This is a genomic window from Flavimaricola marinus (assembly GCF_900184895.1).
Classification (GTDB): Bacteria; Pseudomonadota; Alphaproteobacteria; order Rhodobacterales; family Rhodobacteraceae; genus Flavimaricola; species Flavimaricola marinus.
The window spans coordinates 78,411-100,176 of record NZ_FXZK01000001.1 but is presented as its reverse complement, the minus strand read 5'-3'; the positions used below and the strand labels follow the sequence as shown (position 1 = coordinate 100,176).

Annotated in this window: 17 protein-coding genes; 13 read left to right on the top strand and 4 right to left on the bottom strand. The window is 65.0% G+C overall.

Features of this window, described 5'->3' with window-relative positions:
- Nucleotides 1–46 precede the first annotated feature (46 nt).
- Both LOM8899_RS00495 and LOM8899_RS00490 read left to right on the top strand, forming a co-directional pair.
- Nucleotides 47–2,362, top strand: coding sequence for an adenosylcobalamin-dependent ribonucleoside-diphosphate reductase (locus LOM8899_RS00495; protein ID WP_093990208.1), 2,316 nt, complete (start codon nucleotides 47–49; stop codon nucleotides 2,360–2,362).
- Nucleotides 2,363–2,971: 609 nt separating this feature from the next.
- On the top strand, nucleotides 2,972–3,679 hold the full coding sequence (locus LOM8899_RS00490; protein ID WP_093990207.1) for a Crp/Fnr family transcriptional regulator: 708 nt from the start codon (nucleotides 2,972–2,974) through the stop codon (nucleotides 3,677–3,679).
- Here LOM8899_RS00490 and LOM8899_RS00485 read toward each other — a convergent pair.
- Both LOM8899_RS00485 and LOM8899_RS00480 read right to left on the bottom strand, forming a co-directional pair.
- On the bottom strand, nucleotides 3,676–4,113 hold the full coding sequence (locus LOM8899_RS00485) for a DMT family transporter (protein ID WP_093990206.1): 438 nt from the start codon (nucleotides 4,111–4,113) through the stop codon (nucleotides 3,676–3,678). The two genes, LOM8899_RS00490 and LOM8899_RS00485, sit on opposite strands and share 4 nt — an antisense overlap.
- Before the next feature lie 2 nt (nucleotides 4,114–4,115).
- A complete protein-coding gene (locus tag LOM8899_RS00480) occupies nucleotides 4,116–4,649 on the bottom strand; it encodes a DMT family transporter (protein ID WP_245820392.1) in 534 nt (177 codons plus the stop codon).
- A gap of 193 nt (nucleotides 4,650–4,842) precedes the next feature.
- On the opposite strand from LOM8899_RS00480, the gene LOM8899_RS00475 reads away from it, so the two are divergent.
- The 8 genes from LOM8899_RS00475 (at nucleotide 4,843) to LOM8899_RS23665 (ending at nucleotide 13,772) form a co-directional block, all read left to right on the top strand.
- Nucleotides 4,843–5,751, top strand: coding sequence for a lipid A-modifier LpxR family protein (locus tag LOM8899_RS00475; RefSeq protein WP_093990205.1), 909 nt, complete (start codon nucleotides 4,843–4,845; stop codon nucleotides 5,749–5,751).
- A 127-nt stretch (nucleotides 5,752–5,878) separates the two neighbouring features.
- Nucleotides 5,879–6,946, top strand: a complete 1,068-nt coding sequence (locus LOM8899_RS00470) for a Hint domain-containing protein (RefSeq protein ID WP_093990204.1) — start codon at nucleotides 5,879–5,881, stop codon at nucleotides 6,944–6,946.
- A 262-nt stretch (nucleotides 6,947–7,208) separates the two neighbouring features.
- Nucleotides 7,209–7,523, top strand: coding sequence for a DMT family transporter (locus LOM8899_RS00465; RefSeq protein ID WP_245820391.1), 315 nt, complete (start codon nucleotides 7,209–7,211; stop codon nucleotides 7,521–7,523).
- Between the two features lie 241 nt (nucleotides 7,524–7,764).
- Nucleotides 7,765–8,385 (top strand): 30S ribosomal protein S4, encoded by a 621-nt coding sequence (gene rpsD, locus LOM8899_RS00460; RefSeq protein ID WP_093990203.1) that lies wholly within the window; start codon nucleotides 7,765–7,767, stop codon nucleotides 8,383–8,385.
- A 213-nt stretch (nucleotides 8,386–8,598) separates the two neighbouring features.
- Nucleotides 8,599–10,020, top strand: coding sequence for a homospermidine synthase (locus LOM8899_RS00455; protein ID WP_093990202.1), 1,422 nt, complete (start codon nucleotides 8,599–8,601; stop codon nucleotides 10,018–10,020).
- A gap of 232 nt (nucleotides 10,021–10,252) precedes the next feature.
- A complete protein-coding gene (hisC, locus tag LOM8899_RS00450; RefSeq protein ID WP_093990201.1) occupies nucleotides 10,253–11,335 on the top strand; it encodes a histidinol-phosphate transaminase in 1,083 nt (360 codons plus the stop codon).
- Nucleotides 11,335–12,261, top strand: a complete 927-nt coding sequence (locus LOM8899_RS00445; protein ID WP_093990200.1) for a prephenate/arogenate dehydrogenase family protein — start codon at nucleotides 11,335–11,337, stop codon at nucleotides 12,259–12,261. Before hisC ends, LOM8899_RS00445 begins: the two co-directional genes overlap by 1 nt.
- The gene (locus LOM8899_RS23665) at nucleotides 12,258–13,772 is read left to right on the top strand and encodes an extensin family protein (protein WP_245820390.1); all 1,515 of its coding nucleotides are present in this window, start codon (nucleotides 12,258–12,260) and stop codon (nucleotides 13,770–13,772) included. The genes LOM8899_RS00445 and LOM8899_RS23665 overlap by 4 nt, the downstream gene beginning before the upstream one ends.
- A gap of 14 nt (nucleotides 13,773–13,786) precedes the next feature.
- Here LOM8899_RS23665 and LOM8899_RS00435 read toward each other — a convergent pair whose 3' ends face one another.
- Nucleotides 13,787–14,782 carry a DUF2125 domain-containing protein gene (locus LOM8899_RS00435; protein ID WP_093990199.1) on the bottom strand — a complete coding sequence of 332 codons (996 nt, stop codon included), beginning with the start codon at nucleotides 14,780–14,782 and terminating at the stop codon, nucleotides 13,787–13,789.
- Nucleotides 14,783–14,875: 93 nt separating this feature from the next.
- Here LOM8899_RS00435 and LOM8899_RS00430 point away from each other — a divergent pair, with 93 nt between their 5' ends.
- The 3 genes from LOM8899_RS00430 to LOM8899_RS00420 all read left to right on the top strand — a co-directional run bounded on the left by LOM8899_RS00430 (nucleotide 14,876) and on the right by LOM8899_RS00420 (nucleotide 18,979).
- Nucleotides 14,876–15,424 carry a gamma-glutamylcyclotransferase gene (locus tag LOM8899_RS00430; RefSeq protein ID WP_093990198.1) on the top strand — a complete coding sequence of 183 codons (549 nt, stop codon included), beginning with the start codon at nucleotides 14,876–14,878 and terminating at the stop codon, nucleotides 15,422–15,424.
- Between the two features lie 69 nt (nucleotides 15,425–15,493).
- Nucleotides 15,494–16,669: a biopolymer transporter ExbB gene (locus LOM8899_RS00425; protein WP_245820389.1), complete on the top strand. Its 1,176-nt coding sequence runs from the start codon at nucleotides 15,494–15,496 to the stop codon at nucleotides 16,667–16,669.
- A 3-nt stretch (nucleotides 16,670–16,672) separates the two neighbouring features.
- On the top strand, nucleotides 16,673–18,979 hold the full coding sequence (locus LOM8899_RS00420) for a peptidoglycan -binding protein (RefSeq protein WP_093990197.1): 2,307 nt from the start codon (nucleotides 16,673–16,675) through the stop codon (nucleotides 18,977–18,979).
- A 312-nt stretch (nucleotides 18,980–19,291) separates the two neighbouring features.
- On the opposite strand, the gene clpA is transcribed toward LOM8899_RS00420, so the two are convergent.
- Nucleotides 19,292–21,613, bottom strand: coding sequence for an ATP-dependent Clp protease ATP-binding subunit ClpA (clpA, locus tag LOM8899_RS00415; RefSeq protein ID WP_093990196.1), 2,322 nt, complete (start codon nucleotides 21,611–21,613; stop codon nucleotides 19,292–19,294).
- Nucleotides 21,614–21,766: the final 153 nt, after the last annotated feature.

Below are 21,766 nucleotides of genomic sequence, written 5' to 3'. Positions count from 1 at the left end.
AATCATAGCCTCCTGATCCTCCACATCCAGCCCGGAAAGCCTGCCTATGACCCGTTTCGCCGCCCCCATTGCCGAGCAAATCTGGGATATGAAATACCGGTTCAAAGAAGCCGACGGCAAGGCGTTGGACGAAACCGTCGAAGATACGTGGCGTCGGATCGCCAAGGCGCTGGCCACGGTCGAAAAGGACAAGAAAGGGTGGGAGGACAAGTTCTACTCCGCCCTCGAGGATTTCAAATACCTCCCCGCCGGGCGGATCACCGCCGGCGCCGGCACCGCTCGGTCGGTCACGCTGTTCAACTGCTTCGTGATGGGGACGGTGCCCGACACCATGTCCGGCATCTTCGACGCACTCAAAGAGGCCGCTCTGACGATGCAGCAGGGCGGCGGCATCGGCTATGATTTCTCGACGATCCGGCCCAAGGGGGCAACGGTGCACGGCGTGGCCGCCGACGCCTCCGGCCCGCTCAGCTTCATGGATGTCTGGGATGCGATGTGCCGGACGATCATGTCGGCTGGCTCCCGGCGCGGGGCGATGATGGCGACGATGCGCTGCGATCACCCGGATGTCGAATCCTTCATCACCGCCAAATCCGATGCGGCGCGGCTACGGATGTTCAACATGTCGGTGCTGATCACCGATCCGTTCATGGCGGCGGTCAAGGCTGACAAGCCATGGGATCTGGTCTTCGACGGCAAGGTCTATCAGACCGTGCAGGCCCGCGACCTGTGGGACCGGATCATGCAGTCCACCTACGACTATGCCGAGCCGGGCGTCATCTTCATCGACCGGATCAATCAGGCCAACAACCTGAGCTATTGCGAAACCATCGCCGCGACCAATCCCTGCGGGGAGCAGCCGCTGCCGCCCTACGGGGCCTGCCTGCTGGGGTCGATCAACCTCGCGCGGCTGGTCGCCGATCCTTTCGACGACGCCGCCAAACTCGATGGGGACGCGCTGACCGATCTTGTCGCAACCGCCGTGCGGATGATGGACAACGTGGTCGACGCCTCGCAATTCCCGCTGCCCGAACAGCTGGCCGAGGCGCAGGCAAAGCGGCGGATCGGGCTCGGGGTCACCGGGCTGGCCGACGCGCTCCTGATGCTGGGGCTGCGCTATGGTTCAGAAGAGGCGGCGGCTCAGACCGAAGCCTGGATGAAGCAGATCGCCCGCGCCGCCTATCTTGCCTCGGTCGATCTGGCCAAGGAAAAAGGCGCCTTTCCGCTCTTCGAGGCCGACAAATTCCTCGCCTCCGGCGCCATGCAGGGCATGGACGAGGACGTGCGGGAGGCCATCGCCAAACACGGCATCCGCAATGCCTTGCTCACCTCCATCGCACCCACCGGGACGATCTCGCTCTACGCCGGCAACGTGTCGTCGGGGATCGAGCCGGTCTTTGCTTATGCCTACACCCGGAAGGTGCTGCAAAAGGACGGGACCAAGACCGAAGAAGAGGTCGTCGACTACGCCGTGCAGATGTGGCGGGATCTGAAGGGCGACGCCGATCTGCCCGACTACTTCGTCAACGCCCAGACACTCGCGCCGCTGGAACATGTGCGGATGCAGGCAGCGGCCCAGAAATGGATCGACTCGTCGATCTCCAAGACGATCAACTGCCCCGAAGACATCAGCTTCGACGACTTCAAAGAGGTCTACATGGCCGCTTGGGACCAAGGCTGCAAAGGCTGCACCACCTACCGGCCCAACGACGTGACGGGATCTGTTCTCTCCGTGTCAGAGCCGGAGTCAAAGCCTCTTTTGGCCCAAAATACGGCCGCCGGAGGCTCCGACAGCACCGCCACGCAACTGGCCGAGGTCACCTCCGACGGCGACGTCGTCTACATGACCGAACCGCTCGACCGGCCGCAAGAGCTCGACGGAGCGACCTACAAGCTGAAATGGCCCGACTCCGAGCATGCGATCTACATCACGATCAACGACATCATTCACCACGGGCAACGACGGCCCTTCGAGGTCTTCATCAATTCCAAGAACATGGAGCACTTCGCCTGGACGGTCGCACTGACGCGAATGATCTCGGCGGTGTTCCGGCGGGGCGGTGACGTGACCTTCGTGGTCGAAGAACTCAAAGCAGTCTTCGATCCGCGCGGCGGGGCGTGGATGCAGGGCAAATACGTGCCCTCCATCCTCGCGGCCATCGGTGGCGTGATCGAAAAGCACATGATCGCGACAGGCTTCCTCGCCGGTGAGGGCAAGGGGCTCAAGTCCGACCCGAAGGCCGACGTGGTCAGCCTCTCTGGAAACCGTGGAAAGGCTTGCACGTCCTGCGGCGCGTATGAATTGCGGATGGTCGAAGGCTGCATGACCTGCGGGAGCTGCGGCTACTCCAAATGCGGCTAAGGCCCACGCACCGATCGTAATCACCCCAAAGGGACGGCGCAGATCACGCCGTCCCTTTTTCGATCTGGCGTCCGGCCACGGCCATGCGCTTTGACAGAGCAGACCGTGTCATCACAACTCGTGGGGCGGGTGGCGGCACAGGGACAGAGAGCTCAACCCTGCACCGCCGGGGTAGACACCGATGCTGGACCCAGCCGTGCAAACACCGGAAGGCGCGCTGCACGATGGATCAGATCGGTGACTGGGTCTAAATGCGCACCCCCGTGAAACACACGTGTGGGGAAGGGGCGTTCAATGACCGCACTTTCAATGGCCGTAGACGCTGATCGAGGGGCACGGGACGCCGCCTCTGCCATCGCCAATATTCAAGGACGAAACGTGGCCAGACAAGCAGAGACACTTGCATCGGGAAACAGCCACGCTTCGCCCCTGACAGAAGGAGAATAATTCAGTATTGCCAACACCCTGCCGTTCAAGGCGATGCGGCAAGACCCTCTGTCTCGCAGATCAATTGCGATGTGGTCATATTGGCCGATTCTGAGGATTGGGGCTGTTACCGAGGGAACATTACGCTAAGTAATTCAAAGGGAAGATCAGAGGTGTGGCGGTATGCGGGATTTCGGGGCCGATGACGTTTGGCGTGCATGCAGGCCGCTTCAGGATCTGGGCCCGGAGGTTCACGCCCGCTTGGCCGAGGTCACGCAGTCCCGGCGCTGGGATGACGGGGCGCTGCTGTTTCAACGAGGCGATCAGGGCGATTACCTGATGGTGATCCGCTCCGGGCAACTGCGGCTGTCCTTGACGACGCCGCAGGGGCAGGAGCTGACGCTCCACCACGCGGGGCCCGGCGATCTGGTCGGTGAATTGGCGGTGGTGGGCGATCAGCCACGCTCGGCCGATTGTACTGCGATGGGCCCGGTGACCGCTCAGGTGCTCACCCGGGACGGCTTCATGGGAGTCGCCAAGGACCATCCCGATTTGCTCTTGGCGATGTTGCGGCATCTGGCAGGTCTGATGCGGATCACCAACGATCGGCTCGAATCCGTCGCGCTCTACCGGCTCGAAGCGCGGCTGGCCCGGTTTCTGCTGGGCGAGGTGGCACGTCAGCACGGCGTGGGATCACTGCAAGACGCGCCCGCGCAGGCGACCATTGAATTGCCGATGGGGCAGGGCGATCTGGCGCTGGTCCTGGGCGCGAGCCGGCCCAAGGTGAACCGGGCACTGCACAAGCTTGCCGAAGTCGGGGCGATCGTGCGCAATGGGCAAGAGCTGCAATGCGATATCGACGCTCTGGCAAATCTGGCGGAGCCGAGCTAGGGCCGCTTCTGGCCGGGCCGGCGGTTGGTCAGGGCCATTCCGCACAGGATCAACACGACGCCTGCGACTCGTGGCAACAGGTTGCCCGGCGCGCCGGTGATCATGTCGAGCACGACGCCCGTCACCATCTGGCCCGCGATCACCAGAAGCGCGGTGTTCGCCGCACCGATCCGCGCGATCAGCCAACTGCCGGACGCCACGAAGACGACGCCGATCGGTCCTCCGAACCAAGCCCAAACCGGGATGTCGGCCTCGGCGGGGGGCAACAGGCCGCCGACGATCAACCCCACGAGGGTCAACGCGCCAAACCCGACGATATGGTTCCAGAACGACGCCTGCATCGGAGAGCCGGAGAGCGCCAGCCGCCCGTTTACCTGCCGCGACAGGCCAACGCAGATGCCTGCCGACACGGCGAGAAGGACAAAGACCACCATGCTCAGACCCCGCCCGAAAAGATGATCAGCAGACTTCCTGCAACGATCAGAACCACCGCCGCAGCATCGCGCCTGTCGGGAATGCGGCGTGGCAGGCCAAACAGGCCAAATCGGTCGGCCAGCACGCTGAAGGCCACCTGACCCGCAAGTCCCAGTGCCAGGGTGCCCGACAGGGCAAGGGCGGTGTTCACCGTGATCGACGACAACATCACCGTCACGGCCCCGACCAATCCGCCGGCATAGGCCCAGAGCGGCGCCGGCAGGCGCGGCGTGTCCGGGCCGGGGGCGGCGGCGGCGGGCTTGCGGGTGCGCAGCACGAGCAGAAAGAGGATCGCCGCGACCGTGCCGGTGCCATGCGCCGTCCAAGAGGCAAAGACCGGACCACCCGACAGGGCCAGTCGGCCATTGAGGAGGATCATGAAGGTCAGAAGGCCACCGCTCAGAAACGCGAGGATCAAATCGGTCGTTCGCGGGGCGGGGGTGGCATCGGCGACGGCATCCGAGGAGGGTTCGGCAATCGGGGTGTCGGTCGGCACAACAAAATCCTTCTGGTTGTGGCCTTCTAAGGCTGCAGGTCCGACAGGGGCAAGCCCGTTTACTGTGGCGCGGCTGCAATAACGGGCAAGCGGGGGGCCGGATGGGGCCGAAACTGCCAAACTTTTCTGTCCACAGTCACGGCGAATCCGATATAGGCGACGGGCCGGGGGGCGCCACGAACTGGAAACCAAGATGTACCGTTTTGCCGTCCTCGCCGTTCTCGCCATCACAAGCCTTAGTGGACCGGCCACTGCACAGGACAGGGAGATACTCGGCTTCGGGCGGCTCTTTACCAACGACTTCTTCGGGGACCGGGAAGACAGGTGGCGGTCCGGCGGCTATCAGTTCTCGATCCTGCACGGACCGGAATGGACCGGCGTGCTGCCGACGCGACCGGGCGAGATCCTCGAATACCGGCTGCGGACCGAGATCATCACGCCCTCGAAAGGGACCGGCCCGATCGGCGACAGGCCCTATGTCGGGGCGCTCAGCGCCGGGGTGCATAGCCCATTCGCATTGGGGCCGCTCGATGCCAGCATCGGGATCGACCTGACGGCCATCGGGCCGCAAACCGGGATCTCGGACTTTCAGGATGCCTTCCACGACGTGTTCAGCCTGCCGGCCCCGCTGGGAACGTCGGCACAGTTGGAAAACGCCTTCCTCGCCTCTGCCACGGCCGAGATGTCGTGGCCGGTCAGGGTCTCGGAACAGGTGACGCTGCGTCCATTCGTCGAGGCGCAAGCCGGGGTCGAAGACATCCTGCGGGTCGGGGGTGACATAATTGTCGGCACCGTGGCGCATGACGATCTGCTGTTGCGCGATGCCACCACCGGGCAATTGATCCGGGGGATCGAAGCGCCGATCAGAGGCGTGTCGGTGCTATTTGGCGGCGATTGGGCAAGCGTCGGAAACAGCGAATATCTCCCCGAAGATCAGGGGTTTACCCCGGAGGATGAGCGTTTTCGGATGCGCGCCGGCCTGCATTGGCAGCTCTTTGAAGAGGTCTCCTTCTTCTACGGGGTCACCTATCTGTCCGAGGAATTCGTCGGTCAGAGCGAGGGGCAGGTCGTCGGCGGTTTGAAGCTGAATTTCAACTTCTGAATAAATAGTTAACGCGCGCTGTTGATGTGACTTGATCCAAACGAATCAGACCTGTTAACCTATCGGCATAAACCCGCGCATCAGACGTGGGTGTGAAGATTGAGAGCAGTTAGGCAGGTAAACAGGTATGAAAACGGGCTTTCGTGGCACGTTTGTCATCTCCTGGGCGCAGACGGAACTTGACGGCCAGTGGGCATCCCCGCTGTCGGCCCTCGCGGTCGGCACGACCTGGAGCTGGACCGGAGAGGCAGTGCGCGTGGACGGACCCGCAGGCATCTTGCCGTTGGGGGAGGCCACCGGGATGGCAGACCTACGCAGACGCGCCGCATTCGGTGTGCGACGGCTATTGGGTGCTGTCGCCGCGGAGACATCCAGTCTTGACGGTATCGACGTCGACGAGCCGCTCTTCGAGGCGGGCTTTACCGTGACGGACGGGCGCGAGACGTGGACCGTCACCCTGATCGAAACCGCCGAGGGCAAGCCGCCGCTGGTGATGTTCGTTGGAGAGATCCCGCCACGGCACAAGGATCTCTGGATCGTCAGCCACAACATCGATCTCGATCAGCGTTCGCGCCCCGGCGATGCGCCCGGCGGTGTGATCTGCTTTACGCCCGGCACCATGATCATGACCGAGGACGGGCCGCTACCGGTCGAACACGTCGGTGAAGGCACCCGGATCCAGACCAAGGACAACGGCTGCGAAGAGGTGCTCTGGACCGGCTATCGCCGGATCACCGGGGCGCGGCTCTATGCGATGCCGCACCTCGCGCCGGTCCGGTTGCGCGAAGGGGCCTTGGACAAGGGCGTTCCCGATGCTGGGCTGTTGGTCTCGCCGGATCACCGGCTGATGCTGCGCGGGGCGCGGGCGCAGGCGCTGTTCAACACCGACGAAGTGCTCGTGGCCGCGCGTGATCTCGTCAACGACCTGTCGATCACCGTCGACCGGTCCGTCCGTGAGGTCACCTATATCCACCTGCTCCTGCCGCATCACCAGGTGGTGTTTGCCAACGGGGTCGAGACCGAGAGCTTTCATCCGGCCAGCGCCGCTCTGGCGACGATGGAGGACGCACAACTGGCCCAGATGTTCGAGCGGCTCCCCGATCTGGCAACCGATCCGCAGACCTACGGCGCCTATGCCCGTCGCGTGCTCAGCCAGTCCGAAGCGGCGATCCTGCGCCACGATATGGTCAACTGAGGCCGGCCCACCATCCTTTGATCGATGCGGGTGATCCCGATCACACATGAGGCGGTGAGATCGCCTCTGCCATTCTGGCCGGCCGATGCCATTGAAACGTTGCAGCGGGCCACATCGGGCAAACGCACCCGCCTCGGCGTCGGGCGAAAGGCCAGGCAAATCTGAATATCGACAGCGCGACGGCGTCGGGTCAGGTATTCCCGGCTAGGCAGACTGCCGGATTTCTGGCATACTGGCGGCATTGATACTGAGAGAATTTCCGATGTTTATTGCGCCGACCGTCATTGTCGCTTCGGCGATATTCTACTGCATTGCCATGGTCGCCATGAAGTCATGGTGGACGATGCCCGGACCCTTGCCTGCATTGTTGATCCTCGTCCCCCTGATCGGTGGGGCCTTGCTCGAGGTGATCGCCCTGCGGCAGGAACGGCTCGGCATGGTCTATGTCGGCATCCTCGGTGCCGAGGTGATCATCATTGCCGCCGCCTCCCTCCTGCTGTTCAATGAAAGCTTCTCATTGCGCGAAGTGGCGGGGCTGGTTCTGGTGATCGCGGGCACCGCGCTGGCCTGGACCTGATCGGCCAAGGGGCGGGAAGGGCCAAGAGGCACAGGCCCCGGATCGGCATCCGGCAACGGAGGCGGCGCAATTGCGGTTGCCCGCCGAAAAGCTCGGTCAGGGTTGTTGACTCTGGCCCGAACGCCTCTATAAGCCGCCTCTCATTGGTGTTGGTGGCCCCCGCAAGGGGTGACCTGTCGGGCTTCGGCCAAAGGACAACGCCCTACATCGCCCGTCTCGGGCCCATGATAGGAGATCAGCCGTGACCAAACGCACGTCTGCCAAGTACAAGATCGACCGCCGTATGGGCGAAAACATTTGGGGCCGCCCCAAATCCCCCGTCAACCGTCGTGAATACGGCCCCGGCCAGCACGGTCAGCGCCGCAAGAACAAGCTTTCCGATTTCGGCACCCAGCTGCGCGCCAAGCAGAAGCTGAAGGGTTACTACGGCGACCTGACCGAAAAGCAGTTCCGCCGCATCTACGCCGAGGCCGAGCGGGTCAAGGGCGACACCGGTGAGAACCTCGTCGGTCTGCTCGAGCGTCGCCTCGATGCCGTTGTCTACCGCGCCAAGTTCGTGCCGACCGTCTTCGCTGCACGCCAGTTCGTGAACCACGGCCACGTCACCGTGAACGGTCAGCGGGTGAACATCCCCTCCTACCGCGTCAAGGAAGGCGACGTGATCGAGGTCCGTCAAAAGTCCAAGCAACTGGCCGTCGTGCTCGAAGCCGTCGGTCTGCCTGAGCGTGACGTGCCCGATTACATGGACGTCGACCACAACAAGATGACCGCGACCTTCGTGCGCACCCCGTCGCTGGGCGATGTGCCGTATCCGGTCATGATGGAACCGAACCTCGTGGTCGAATTCTACGCCAAGAACTAATCTCGGGCAAAACGCCCGATCCCGAAAAATTCGGGGGACAGGACCCGCCGCATTCACTTGCGGCGGGTTTTTTGCGGGCTTTGGCCGGGCTCGGATCGGGGGCCGGACACATTACCGGGGCAGGGTGCGGCGATCAGGGCGGCCGGTGCCGGTTTCCATTCTGGGCGGCGGTCGGTATTCCTGAGACCAAGCGTTACAAGAGGAAACTGCAGCATGACACAGGACCACCCGACATATGGCCGGATCGACGGCCCCATCGTGATCATTGGCTTTGGGTCCATCGGCAAAGGCACATTGCCGCTGATCCAGCGGCACTTCGACTATGACGAAGGGGCGATCAGCGTGATCGAACCGCGTGATACCGAAGCGGGCTTTCTGGCTGAACAGGGTATCCCGCACAAACAGATCAAGGTCACGCGCGAGAACTACAAGCAGGTGCTCTCCGAGGCGTTCCCCGAGGGCAAGGGCTTCTGCGTCAACCTCAGCGTCGACATCTCCTCGCTCGACATGATGAAGCACTGCCGCGAGCTGGGGGCACTCTACATCGACACCGTGGCCGAGCCGTGGGAAGGGTTCTACTTCGAGACGCAGAACAATGCCGAGCGGACCAACTACGCCCTGCGGCAAGCGGTGCGCGACGAGGCGGCGGCCAATCCGGGCGGGCCGACGGCGGTGAATTGCTGCGGCGCCAATCCGGGCATGGTCAGCTGGTTCGTCAAGGACGCGCTGCTGACACTGGCGCGCGATACCGGGGCCGACGCGACGGCGCCGACCGACCGGGCAGGCTGGGCGCGTCTCATGCAATCGCTCGGGGTCAAGGGCGTGCACATCGCCGAACGGGACACCCAAGCGCGGGACAAACCGCGGCCACGGGACGTCTTCGTCAATACTTGGTCGGTCGAAGGCTTCATCGCCGAAGGGTTCCAGCCCGCCGAGCTAGGCTGGGGAACGCACGAAAAATGGTTCCCCGACAACGGGCACCGGCACGAAAGCGGCTGTCAGGCCGCGATCTGGATCGAACGGCCCGGCGCGATCACGCGGGTGCACACATGGTGCCCGACGCCCGGCCCGCAATTCGGCTTTCTCGTCACGCATAACGAGGCGATCTCGATTTCGGACTACTACACCGTGGGCGAGGGGGCAGAGCCCGAATTCCGGCCGACCTGCCATTATGCCTACCACCCGTGCGACGATGCGGTGCTGTCGCTGCACGAGATGTTCGGCTCCGGGCGACAGCAGAAGGTGCACGAAATCCTCGACGTCGATGAAATCGTCACCGGCATCGACGAGCTCGGGGTGCTGCTCTACGGACACGCCAAGAACGCGCTCTGGTTCGGCTCGCGGCTGTCCAATCAGGAAACCAAGGCACTGGCGCCCTGGCAGAACGCCACCGGGCTGCAAGTGACCAGCGCGGTGTTGGCGGGAATGGTCTGGGCACTGGAAAACCCGAACGCCGGGATCGTCGAGGCCGACGAGATGGACCACGCCCGCTGCCTCGAAGTGCAGCGGCCCTACCTCGGCCCGGTCGAGGCGCACTATACCGACTGGACGCCGCTGCAAGACCGGTGGGAGCACTTCCCCGAAGACATCGACGAAAGCGATCCGTGGCAATTCCGAAACGTGCTGGCCACCTGACCGGCGGCTCGGGAGCTCCTGGACGCGGGGCAAGGGCGGGCCACCCGGCTTCTTTGGGTCAAAAATATCCATGACGCGGCGCCCGCCACCCAAAACAGGCCATCGTGGCTGGTCGAGCGCCAAGGGCCGATCCGGCCCGATATCGGTGCAAGACCTGCCCTGCGACTGCAAGTTGACGGTGGCGCAGGGCCACACACCTCGCTAGAACGGCCCGGTGACAGGAGCTGCCCAGATGAACCAGATCACGCCGCAACCCGGCATCATGGATATTGCCCTCTACGAAGGGGGTGCCAGCCACGTCGCTGGCAAAAGCAACGTGCTCAAATTGTCGTCCAACGAGAATCCGCTGGGGCCGTCCGATGCGGCGCGCGAGGCGTTCTCACGGGCGGTCCACGACCTGCACCGTTATCCCTCGACGGACCACGGCGCGCTGCGGGCGGCGATCGGGGCGGTGTGGAAACTGAACCCCGAGCAGATCATCTGCGGGGTCGGCTCAGACGAGATCATCCATTTCCTCTGTCAGGCCTACGCCGGTCCACGGGACGAGGTGATCCACACCGAGCACGGCTTTGCGATGTATCGGATCAGCGCGCTGGCTGCCGGGGCTACCCCCGTCGAGGTGCCCGAGCGCGAGCGGGTCACCGATGTTGACGCCATACTTGAGGCCTGTTCAGGGCGCACCCGGCTGGTGTTTCTGGCCAATCCGAACAACCCCACCGGGACGATGATCGGCGCCGGCGAACTGCGGCGGCTGGCCGAAGGGCTGCCACGCAAGGCGATCCTCGTGCTGGACGGGGCCTACGCCGAATACGTCGAGGGCTACGACGCCGGGGCGGCGTTGATCGCAGAGCGGGACAACGTCGTCATGACGCGGACCTTCTCCAAGATCTACGGGCTCGGCGGGCTGCGAGTCGGCTGGGGACATGGCCCCAAGGCGATCATCGACGTGCTCAACCGGGTCCGGGGGCCGTTCAACCTGTCCTCGGCGGCACTGGCGGCGGCTCAGGCTGCGGTCCAGGATACCGCCTATATGGCCAAATGCCGCGACGAGAACGCGCGTCAGCGCGAATGGCTGGCCGGTGCGCTGGCCGAGATGGGGGTGCCGTCGGACCACTCCACCGCGAATTTCATCCTCGCCCGCTTTGCCGATGCGGCCGAGGCCGAAGCCTGCGACGCCCATCTGCGCAACGAAGGCATCCTCGTGCGCCGGGTGGCCGGCTACAATCTGCCCAACTGCCTGCGGATCACCGTCGGTGACGAAAGCGCATGCCGCCGGGTGGCGCATGCCGTGGGCCAATTCAAAGGGCTGCGCTGATGCCGATCTACGACCGGGTGGCCCTGATCGGGCTGGGGCTGATCGCAGGCTCCATGTCCCATGCCATGCGGCGGGCCGGACTGGCGGGTGAGATCACCGGCTATGCCCGCTCTGCCGAAACGCGGGCCACCGCGGCCGAGATCGGCTTGGTCGACCGGGTCTGCGACAGCGCCGCGGCTGCGTGCGAAGGGGCCGACCTCATCGTGCTGGCCGTGCCGGTAGGGGCGATGTCCGACGTCGCCGCCGAGATTGCGCCCGTGCTCAAGCTGGGGGCCACGGTGTCCGATGTCGGCTCGGTCAAGAAGGCGGTGATCGAAGCGGTCAGTCCGCATCTGCCTGAAACCGTTCACTTCATCCCGGCACACCCGTTGGCGGGAACAGAGCATTCCGGGCCCCGCTCGGGCTTTGCCGAACTGTTCGACAATCGCTGGTGCATTCTCGTGCCCGGCGACGCGGATCGTGCGGCGGTCGAGCGGCTCGAAGCGTTCTGGCAGGGGCTCGGGGCCAATACCGAAGAGATGGATGCCGAGCACCACGATCTGGTGCTCGCAGTCACCAGCCACACGCCGCACCTCATCGCCTATACGATGGTCGGGGTGGCCGACGATCTGCGGCGGGTGACCGATAGCGAGGTCATCAAATACTCTGCCGCCGGTTTCCGGGATTTCACCCGCATCGCGGCCTCCGATCCCACGATGTGGCGGGACGTGTTCCTGACAAACAAGGACGCCACGCTCGAAATCCTCGGGCGCTTCACCGAAGAGCTGTTCGCGCTGCAACGGGCGATCCGCACCGGCGACGGGGCACACCTGCACGATTACTTCACCCGGACACGGGCGATCCGGCGCGGGATCATCGAGGCCGGGCAAGACACCGACGCCCCGGACTTTGGCCGCAGCAAGATCAGCAAGGCTCGCGTCGAATGACCGGGCGGGCGACATGGATCGCCCTCGCCGCAGGGCTTGGCCTTATGGCAAACGCCGCCCTGAGCGACGCCCCAGATGCCGCGATCCGGCCGGTCGCCCGTACCGTGGCCGAAGCGTTGCCCGCAGGGGTGACCCCGACGGTTCCCGAATCAGAGCTCGCGGCGACCTTGCAAGCCAGCATCCTGGCCACCGGCGGCACCAGCCCCGCCCCCGAGACCGGCTCTGACACCGCCCCCGAGACCGTGGCGGAGGTCGCCCCAGCGGCTCCGGGCATCGGGCCACAGCCCCGTCCCTTCGCGGTGTTGATGCGCGGGCTCAGGCAGGCCGGGCCGCCGCCGGTCCCGGCGCAATGGATCGCGGCTCTCGATCAGGGGCTGCCGCTGCCGTTGTTGCTGATCCTCGACACACAGCATCGCGCACAGGCGGCACCGCTGCTGCCGCGCTACGCCGGGCTCGACGGCAACGGCATCGCGCCGGGGCCACTGGCTGTCCTGTCGTCGGTGCAGGCCCCCGGCGCACGGCTTTCTCGGCAGGAGGCGCGTCTGCGCAACGGCAGCCGCGTGTCAGTCGACGTGGGTCGGCTCAGCCGGCTGTTCGCCTCGACGCTTTCGAACCGGGTGCGAATATCGCGGCCCGACGTGATCGTGGTGCCGGACGAAACGATGCTCAGCGCCGCGCTCGACCGGCCCGGTGTCCGGCCGCAGCCGCGCCCCGGCAGCGTCGCGGAAGAGGCCGGGCGAACGACGAACAAGGCGCCGGTGCGGCCTGGATTGCGGCCCATGTTGCGGCCTGTGCTGCCAGAGGCGCAAAGACGAGCAGACCTGGTCATGTTTGTCGGGCCGGACGCAGCGCGACCCGGCGGCGACGGCGCGGCAATCGCACCACCGACGCTCTCCGAGCAGGCGGTCGCCGTGGCGCTCGTACCGCCAAACCGGCCCGAAGCGATCACTCAGGCCTATATCGCCGCGCGGGCCGAGCGGGCGCGCGGGGCGGTCTGCGGCAATCCCGACATTCAGGGGCGGGTCGTCGACCCTGTGGGCAACGGCGGGGGCGGCGGATGCGGCATCGCCAATCCGGTCCGGGTCACATCGGTCAGCGACGTGCGGCTGTCGACACCGGCGACGATCGACTGCACCACCGCCGAGGCATTGAACCGCTGGGTGAGGCAGGGGGCGCGGCCCGCCATCGGCAATACCGGCGGCGGAATCGCAGAGCTGCGGATCATGGGGTCTTACTCCTGCCGGACGCGAAACAACCAGAGCGGGGCGCGGCTGTCCGAGCACGCCAAGGGGCGGGCGCTCGATATCGGCGGGATCGTCCTGCGCGACGGCAATCAGATCAGCGTGCTACGGCACTGGGGAAGCAACGCCTACGGTGCGGCGCTGCGGCAGATGCATCGGGCGGCCTGCGGACGGTTCGGTACGGTGCTGGGGCCGGATGCGAACGCGGCCCACCGGGATCACTTCCACTTCGACACCGCCCGGTATCGGTCGGGCAGCTACTGCCGCTGAGGCTATCGCAGGGCCTATCGCAGGCGCGGGGCCGGGCCCAGAGGCAGCGGGCCGAGAGACATAAATCCGTTCTGAAGCCGGATCGGCGCCTCCAGACGGTCGCTGCCTTGGGCCAACGCGCTGGCGGCGCGGGTCAGGGTCGGCTCCCACCGGGGATCGAGCAGGCCGGCACTGAGGGCCACATCGATCACCTGACGCCAGTTGGTGACGGTCAGGGTGATCTGACCCTCGGGAACGCCCGCCGGATCAATGGTCAGGTCTCCGACCGCATTGATCGACATATCGCCCCAGCGAAACGCCGCATCGCGCAGGGTCAGGGCGGTCACTCGGGGCAGAGCCTGCGGCGAGACCATGCGGTCGAGCGGCGCGTCAAGTCGCAGGCGACCGTCGAGGCGAATGCGCTCGATCAGCGAAGGCGCCACCTCGGCACCGCCCAAGGCCTGCAACAAGACCGTCGGCAGGCTGATCTCGGTCGCCTCGGCATAGACCTCGTAGCTGTGATCGTCGACCTCGCCCCCCGTCACCGCGCGCAGAGCGGCCAGAACCGTGGTCAGATCGACCTCCCAGCCGTTCTGGGACAGGACGCGCAGGTCTGCACCCTCCAAGGTCGCCTCGCGCAGCGGCAAAGTGGGGGTCGGGCGGGCTTGAACACTGGCACGCAGTCGCTCGGACACGAGGGTCACGGTGTCGCGGGGCAGGTCGAATTGCTGACGATCGGGCCAGACGGCGATGATATGGGTGGGGTTGTAGCTCAGGGCGAAAAGCTGAAAGAACGGGGCCTGCCAGCCGATATTGCGGGCAGGATCGGCAATGGTCACGTCGGTCAGGGTGGTGTCAAAGCGCGAGGGAAAGCCGATGGTGCGGATCTCCTCATAGGCCACCTCGAGGCCATCGGCCTCCAGCCGGGTCATGACTTCGGTCGCCGCACGGGTCGACGCCGCCGAGCCGACGAACCAATATCCGCCGTAAAGAGCGGCAAACGCTGCAACAAGGATGATCAGAAACCGCATGGGACGCCTTTCTTTCCGAGCGTGGCGCGTGTTTACAGGGACAGGCAGGATAGGGCCAGCATCAAGCTACTCAGCTAGCACAAGGAGCATGTCGTGACACTCTGGGTCTTTGGATACGGATCGCTGCTGTGGAATCCGGGGTTCACCCCGGCCGAAGCGGTGACGGCACGGCTGGGGGACTATCACCGCAGCTTCTGCATGTTGTCCATCCACCACCGGGGGAGCGAGGAAGAGCCGGGGTTGGTGCTGGCGCTTGATGCGGTGACGGGCGGGCAATGCACAGGCGTGGCGTTCCGGGTGGCCGACGAAGAGGCCGAACAGGTGCTGGCCGATCTCAGGGCGCGAGAGCTGATCTCCTCGGCCTATGTCGAACGGCACGTCCCGCTGGAGCTGAACGACGGGCGGCGGATCGACGCGCTGGCCTACGTGATCGACCAGAACCACAGGCAATATTGCCAGTTCGACCTTGAAACGCAGGCGCAAATGATCGCGCGGGCCGTCGGCGGGCGGGGGCCTAACGACGAATACCTCTACAACACCGCCGAGCATCTGACCCAGATGGGGATCAAGGATGCCGAGATGACGTGGCTGGTGAGCCGGGTCCGGGCGCTCACCGCCGAGCGATCGGGCGCAAAGGCATAATTAATTTGGGTTTCGGCGCGTCCCGGCCTATCAATGTGACAACGCGAAAAGCAAAGGGTCCAGTCCGAAATGGACATCAGTTCAACCGAGGCAAATCCGCAGTTCACCCGGCCCGTTCGTCAACTCACCTCCATGCTGGTGGTGATCGTGTTGATCTCGGTCGGGGGATATTTCGGCTTTGGGACCATTGCCGCGATCTTCTGGTCGAATCCCTACCTGAACACCGTGATCCTGGCGGTCTTTGTGCTCGGGGTGCTGTCGTGTTTCCGGCAGGTCGTGCAACTGGGCAATTCGGTCGGCTGGATCGAAGGGTTCGCCTCCGACCGGTCGGGGATGGATGTCGCCATCGCACCGGGGCTTTTGGCGCCTCTGGCCACGCTGCTGCGGTCACGCGGGGCGCGGATGCAGCTGTCGGCCTCGTCGTCGCGGTCGATCCTCGATTCCGTGGCGCAGCGGATCGACGAGGATCGGGAAATCACGCGCTATCTGGGCAACGTCCTGATTTTCCTCGGGCTTCTGGGCACGTTCTACGGGCTGGCCACGACGGTGCCGGCACTGGTCGAGACGATCAAGGGGCTCAACCCGGCCCCCGGTGAGAGCGGGACAGCAGTGTTCACCCGGCTTCAGGCCGGGCTGGAAAGCCAGCTCGGCGGCATGGGCACGGCGTTCTCCTCGTCGCTTCTGGGGCTCGCCGGCTCTCTGGTGGTGGGGCTATTGGAGCTCTTTGCCGGGCACGGTCAGAACCGGTTCTACCGCGAGCTGGAGGAGTGGATGTCGACGATCACGCGGGTCAGCTTCTCGTCCGGCGAGGACGGCGGCGGCTCGGAGGCCAGCGTCATGGCCTCGGTGATCGACAATCTGGCCGAGCAGATGGAATCGCTGCAACTGATGTTCACGCAATCGGACATCGCGCGCAGCGAAGTCGATGCGCGGTTGGGCGAACTGGCCACCTCCATCGGCGGGCTGACCGAACGGATCGAGGCCAACGACAGCACCGCAGCCCTGATGCGGGTGGCCGAAGGGCAGGAAAAGCTGATCGAACGGCTTGGCGAAACCGGCGAGTCGATGGACCCCGAAAGCCGGATGCGGCTGCGCTCCATCGACGTGCAAATGCTGCGGATCCTCGAAGAACTGGCCGCCGGTCGGCAAGAGACGATGGCCGAACTGCGCACCGACATCTCGGCGCTGACACGGGCGATCCGTGGGGTGCGTCCGACGCCGCCACGCGGGCCGTCAGGGGGCTGATCCATGGCCCTGCAACGACGCTCCAGCAACCGCTTCCAAGCCTCGATCTGGCCGGGCTTCGTCGATGCGATGACCGGGCTCTTGCTGGTGCTGATGTTCGTGCTGTCGATCTTCACCGTGGTGCAATTCGTGCTGCGGGATACGATCTCCGGGCAGGAATCCGAGCTTGACGACCTGTCGAACGAGGTGGCGAACCTCGCGCGGGCGCTGGGGTTGGAACAGACCCGGACATCGGAGCTGGTGACGCAGGTCACCGACCTGAACCGCGACCTGACCGACGCCGCCGTCGTTGCCGAACAGCAGTCCGCGCTGATCGCCTCGCTCACGCTGGAACGGGATCAAACCGCCGCCGCGCTTTCCGAAGCGCAAAGCCAGATCACGGGCTTCGAGGCGCAGGTTGCAGGGCTCTTGGCGCAACGGCGCGCGGCGGAGGCCACGATCGCCAGCCTCGAGGCGCAGACCGAAGCGGACGCGAGCCAGATCGCCGATCTGGAGGCGCAGGGGACCGAGGCGAGGGCGACGATCGAAGCACTGGAGGCGGCGCAGGCCGTCGCGATCAGCGAGGCCGAGGCGCTCAATCTGGCGCTGGCGCAGGCCCGCGACGAAATCAGCGCCGAGGCCGAGGCCGCAAGGCTCGCCGCCGCGCGTGCCGACGCGCTCGACGCGCTGATCGCGGATCTGCAAAGCGCGGCGGCCGCCGACCAAGAGCAGATCGCAAGTCTCACAGCGACAGCCAACGAGACGGCCGAGGCGCTCAGCGAGGCCGAAGCGGCGCGTCTGGCCGAAGCCGCCGCCGCCGAGGCGCTTCGGGCGCGGCTCGAGGATGCCGACGCGGAGCTGACCGCCATGACATTGGCGCTCGAAGAACAGCGGCGCGCGGCGGAAAACACGCTGACGCTGCTGGCCGCGGCCAACGCGGCGCGGGACGATCTCGATATGCGACTGGCCGAAGCACTGCTGGCGCGGCAGGCCGCGGAGAACAACCTGCAACGGGCGCTGAACGAGGGCTCCGACCTCGACGCGCGGCTGCTTGCGGCGCTCAGCTTGCAGGACAGCACACAGGCGGAACTCGACGCGGCACAGGCCCGGCTGGATGCGGTGGAAGTGGAACGGGAGACGCTGTCGACGCGATTGGCCGCCGCTCTCGCTGCGCAATCGGGCACAGAGGCCGATCTGGCGACCGCACAGGCCGCGCTCGAGGCGGCACTGGCCGAAAGCGCCCTGAGTCAGGCCGAAATCGAGGAACAACTGGCGCAAGCTCTGCTGGCCGAACAGGCGCGGGCCGCGGCGCTTGCCGCGACAGAGACGGAACTGAGCAGCGCACAGGCGCAAGCCGCGACGATGGAAGACCAGCTTCGGGTGGCGCTCCTGTTGCAGGAATCGCTCGAGGCGGAGGTTGCCTCGCTGTCTCAAAGTCGGTCCGAAACGGAAACCGACCGTGCCGAACTCGAGGCGCGGCTGGCACAGGCTCTGGCCGAAACGCTGGCGGCCCAAGAAGCGTTGGAAAGTCAGATGACCGAGGCGGAACGGCAGGCCGTGCTGCTGGGCGCCGCGAACCAGGCGCTGAGCGAAGAGGAGGCCCTGTCGGCGGCCAGCCAGCGCGAGGTGGCCGTGCTCAACGAACAGGTGGCGGCTCTGCGCGGCGATGTGCAGCGGCTGCAATCGCTGCTCAATCTGGCGAACGAGGCCGACGCAGACGCCGACGTCGAAATCCAGTCGCTCGGCACCGAGTTGAACACCGCGCTGGCGCGCGTCGCCACAGAGACCCAACGGCGGCTCGCTGTCGAGGAGCAACTGCGGCGGCAACTGGAGCTCGAACGGGCGCGGCTGGAGGCCGAGGCGCAGGATCTCGAGCGGTATCGCTCCGAATTCTTCGGAAACCTGCGCGACATCGTGAACGATATGGAGGGGATCCGGATCGAAGGCGATCGGTTCGTGTTCTCCTCCGAAGTGCTGTTCGAGCCCGGAGCGGCGGAACTGTCTGCGGAGGGTCAGGCCGACATCGGCAATGTCGCCCGGCTGTTGCGCCAGATCGCCGCCAATATCCCGGAGGGGATCGATTGGATCATCCGGGTCGACGGGCACACCGACAACGTGCCGCTCAGCGGGAACGGGGCCTTTGCCGACAACTGGGAACTCAGTCAGGCGCGGGCTCTGTCGGTGGTGCAATACATGATCCAGAACGAGGGGATCGCGCCGGAGCGTCTGGCGGCCAATGGTTTCGGAGAATACCAGCCGATCAACACCGCCGACACAGACGAGGCCCGGGCCCAGAACCGGCGGATCGAGTTGAAACTGACCGAGCGCTAGGCGGTCGGGACGGTGTCGTGAGTTTTTTTGGCCAAGATGAAGGGCAGGTCCGTGCACCGCGAGGGGCGGAGCTCCCTTATTCGCGGGTGTCTTGAAACGCTTTGAGGTGGCGCGCGCGCGCGGTTGAGGAGCGGATGGGACGACGCAGCGAGGGCGACCCGTAGGGAGCCACTCGTCCTGTCTATCCGTGCTCAAACGGGTCGCCGTTCTCGTGCCCGAACTAGCGCGGCACGAGTGGCGTCGGGATCGTCGGAGATTCAGCGGCGCCGTTCAGAACTGAAAAGGCCGGGCGCATGGCCCGGCCTTTCCGTATCAGTCTGCTGTCAGCAGGGGTGGCTTGTTGCCGGTGAGGCGCGGATTCTCCGGTGCCTCGAAGCGAAGGTCGATCTTGCCGTCCTTCACGCCCACCTTGACGATGCCACCCTTGGTCAGCTTGCCAAAGAGCAGTTCCTCGGCGAGCGGCTTCTTGATGTGCTCTTGGATCACGCGGCCAAGCGGGCGGGCGCCCATCTTGTCGTCGTAGCCCTTGTCGCCAAGCCACATTGCCGCCTCGGGAGAGAGCTCGATCTGGACGTTGCGATCCATGAGTTGCGCCTCAAGTTGCAGCACGAACTTCTCGACCACCTGCATGATGACATCCTTCGGCAGCGAACCGAACGAAATCACCGCATCCAGACGGTTTCGGAATTCCGGCGTGAACGTCCGCTCGATGGCGGCGGTATCCTCGCCCTCGCGCTTGTCACGGTTGAAGCCGATGGCCTCCTTGGCCATGTCGGACGCACCCGCGTTCGAGGTCATGATCAGGATCACGTTGCGGAAATCCACCGCCCGGCCGTTGTGGTCGGTCAGCTTGCCGTGGTCCATCACCTGCAACAGGATGTTGAACACGTCCGGATGTGCCTTTTCGATCTCGTCGAGGAGGAGCACGCAATGCGGATCCTGATCGACACCATCGGTCAGCATGCCGCCCTGGTCAAAGCCGACATAGCCCGGAGGGGCACCGATCAGACGGCTCACCGCGTGCTTTTCCATGTATTCCGACATGTCAAAGCGCAGCAGCTTGACGCCGAGCGTGTCGGCCAGCTGCTTGGCGACCTCGGTCTTGCCCACACCGGTCGGGCCGGCGAACAGGTAGTTGCCGATCGGCTTTTCCGGCTCGCGCAGACCGGCACGGGCCAGCTTGATCGCAGAGGACAGGGCGGTGATCGCCGCGTCCTGACCAAAGACCACGCGCTTGAGCGTGCCTTCCAGATCCTTGAGCACCTCGGCATCGTCCTTGGAGACGTTCTTCGGCGGGATCCGAGCAATCTTGGCCACGACGGCCTCGATTTCCTTGGCGCCGATCGTCTTGCGACGCTTGCTCTCGGCCACCAGATGCTGAGCGGCACCGGCCTCGTCGATCACGTCGATCGCCTTATCGGGCAGCTTGCGGTCGTTGATGTAGCGGGCCGACAGTTCGACCGCCATCTTGATCGCGTCATTGGTGTATTTGATGTGGTGGTGATCCTCGAAATAGGGCTTGAGACCGCGCAGGATCTTGACCGCATCCTCGACCGAAGGCTCGTTCACGTCGATCTTCTGGAACCGGCGGCTCAGCGCGCGGTCCTTCTCGAAATGCTGGCGGAACTCCTTGTAGGTGGTGGACCCCATGCAGCGCAGCTTGCCGCCCTGAAGCGCGGGCTTGAGCAGGTTGGACGCGTCCATCGCACCGCCAGAGGTGGCACCGGCGCCGATCACCGTGTGGATCTCGTCGATGAACAGCACCGCGTCGGGGTGATCCTCGAGCTCGGTCACAACAGCCTTCAGGCGCTCTTCGAAGTCGCCGCGATAGCGGGTGCCGGCGAGCAGCGCGCCCATGTCGAGCGAATAGATCGTGGCACCGGCAAGCACCTCGGGCACCTCGCCGTTGACGATCTTGTAGGCGAGGCCCTCGGCAATCGCGGTCTTGCCCACGCCCGGATCACCCACGAGCAGCGGGTTGTTCTTGCGGCGGCGGCAGAGCACCTGAATGCAACGCTCCACCTCGTGGGCACGGCCGATCAGGGGATCGACGTCGCCCTTCTTGGATTTGACGTTGAGGTCCACGCAATACTTGGCGAGGGCGCGCTCCTTTTCCTCGGTGACGGGGCCATTGTCGACGGCTTCGTCCTTGTCGGTCGAGCCGGTGACGGGACGGCTCTCGCCAAAGGCGGGGTCCTTGGCCACGCCGTGCGCGATGAAATTCACCGCGTCGTAGCGGGTCATGTCCTGCTCTTGCAGGAAATAGGCGGCGTTGCTCTCGCGCTCTGCAAAGATCGCGACAAGCACGTTGGCACCGGTCACTTCGGTGCGGCCCGAGGATTGCACATGGATCGCGGCGCGCTGAATCACCCGCTGGAACGCAGCGGTCGGGACGGCTTCAGAGCCGTCCACGTCGGTGACCAGCGTCGAGAGATCGTCTTCGATGAACTCTTCGAGGCTTTGGCGCAACTCGTCCAGATCCACCGAACAGGCGCGCATCACTCGGGCGGCATCCGGTTCGTCGATCAGGGCCAGCAAGAGATGCTCGAGGGTGGCAAGCTCGTGGCGCCGGGCGTTGGCCAGCGCCAGGGCCGCATGAATGGACTGCTCAAGGGTGGTCGAAAAAGACGGCACTTGGTGTGCTCCTCTGATCGGGGGTTGGGCGGGAGGGTCCCCGCGGCAACCGTGGCCTCTAGGTATTAAAGATCGGTGTTATCACCGCCGCTTCAAGCAAAAACTTTTGATTTTTGGCCAAAGTGACAAGTTGTTGTGTCTGACGGGCCCTTT

Coding starts and splice junctions, on each gene's coding strand:
- LOM8899_RS00495 (WP_093990208.1), top strand. CDS start 47: ATGACCCGTTTCGCCGCCCCCATTGCCGAGCAAATCTGGGATATGAAA.
- LOM8899_RS00490 (WP_093990207.1), top strand. CDS start 2,972: ATGCGGGATTTCGGGGCCGATGACGTTTGGCGTGCATGCAGGCCGCTT.
- LOM8899_RS00485 (WP_093990206.1), bottom strand. CDS start 4,113: ATGGTGGTCTTTGTCCTTCTCGCCGTGTCGGCAGGCATCTGCGTTGGC.
- LOM8899_RS00475 (WP_093990205.1), top strand. CDS start 4,843: ATGTACCGTTTTGCCGTCCTCGCCGTTCTCGCCATCACAAGCCTTAGT.
- LOM8899_RS00470 (WP_093990204.1), top strand. CDS start 5,879: ATGAAAACGGGCTTTCGTGGCACGTTTGTCATCTCCTGGGCGCAGACG.
- LOM8899_RS00465 (WP_245820391.1), top strand. CDS start 7,209: ATGTTTATTGCGCCGACCGTCATTGTCGCTTCGGCGATATTCTACTGC.
- LOM8899_RS00455 (WP_093990202.1), top strand. CDS start 8,599: ATGACACAGGACCACCCGACATATGGCCGGATCGACGGCCCCATCGTG.
- hisC (WP_093990201.1), top strand. CDS start 10,253: ATGAACCAGATCACGCCGCAACCCGGCATCATGGATATTGCCCTCTAC.
- LOM8899_RS00445 (WP_093990200.1), top strand. CDS start 11,335: ATGCCGATCTACGACCGGGTGGCCCTGATCGGGCTGGGGCTGATCGCA.
- LOM8899_RS23665 (WP_245820390.1), top strand. CDS start 12,258: ATGACCGGGCGGGCGACATGGATCGCCCTCGCCGCAGGGCTTGGCCTT.
- LOM8899_RS00435 (WP_093990199.1), bottom strand. CDS start 14,782: ATGCGGTTTCTGATCATCCTTGTTGCAGCGTTTGCCGCTCTTTACGGC.
- LOM8899_RS00425 (WP_245820389.1), top strand. CDS start 15,494: ATGGACATCAGTTCAACCGAGGCAAATCCGCAGTTCACCCGGCCCGTT.
- LOM8899_RS00420 (WP_093990197.1), top strand. CDS start 16,673: ATGGCCCTGCAACGACGCTCCAGCAACCGCTTCCAAGCCTCGATCTGG.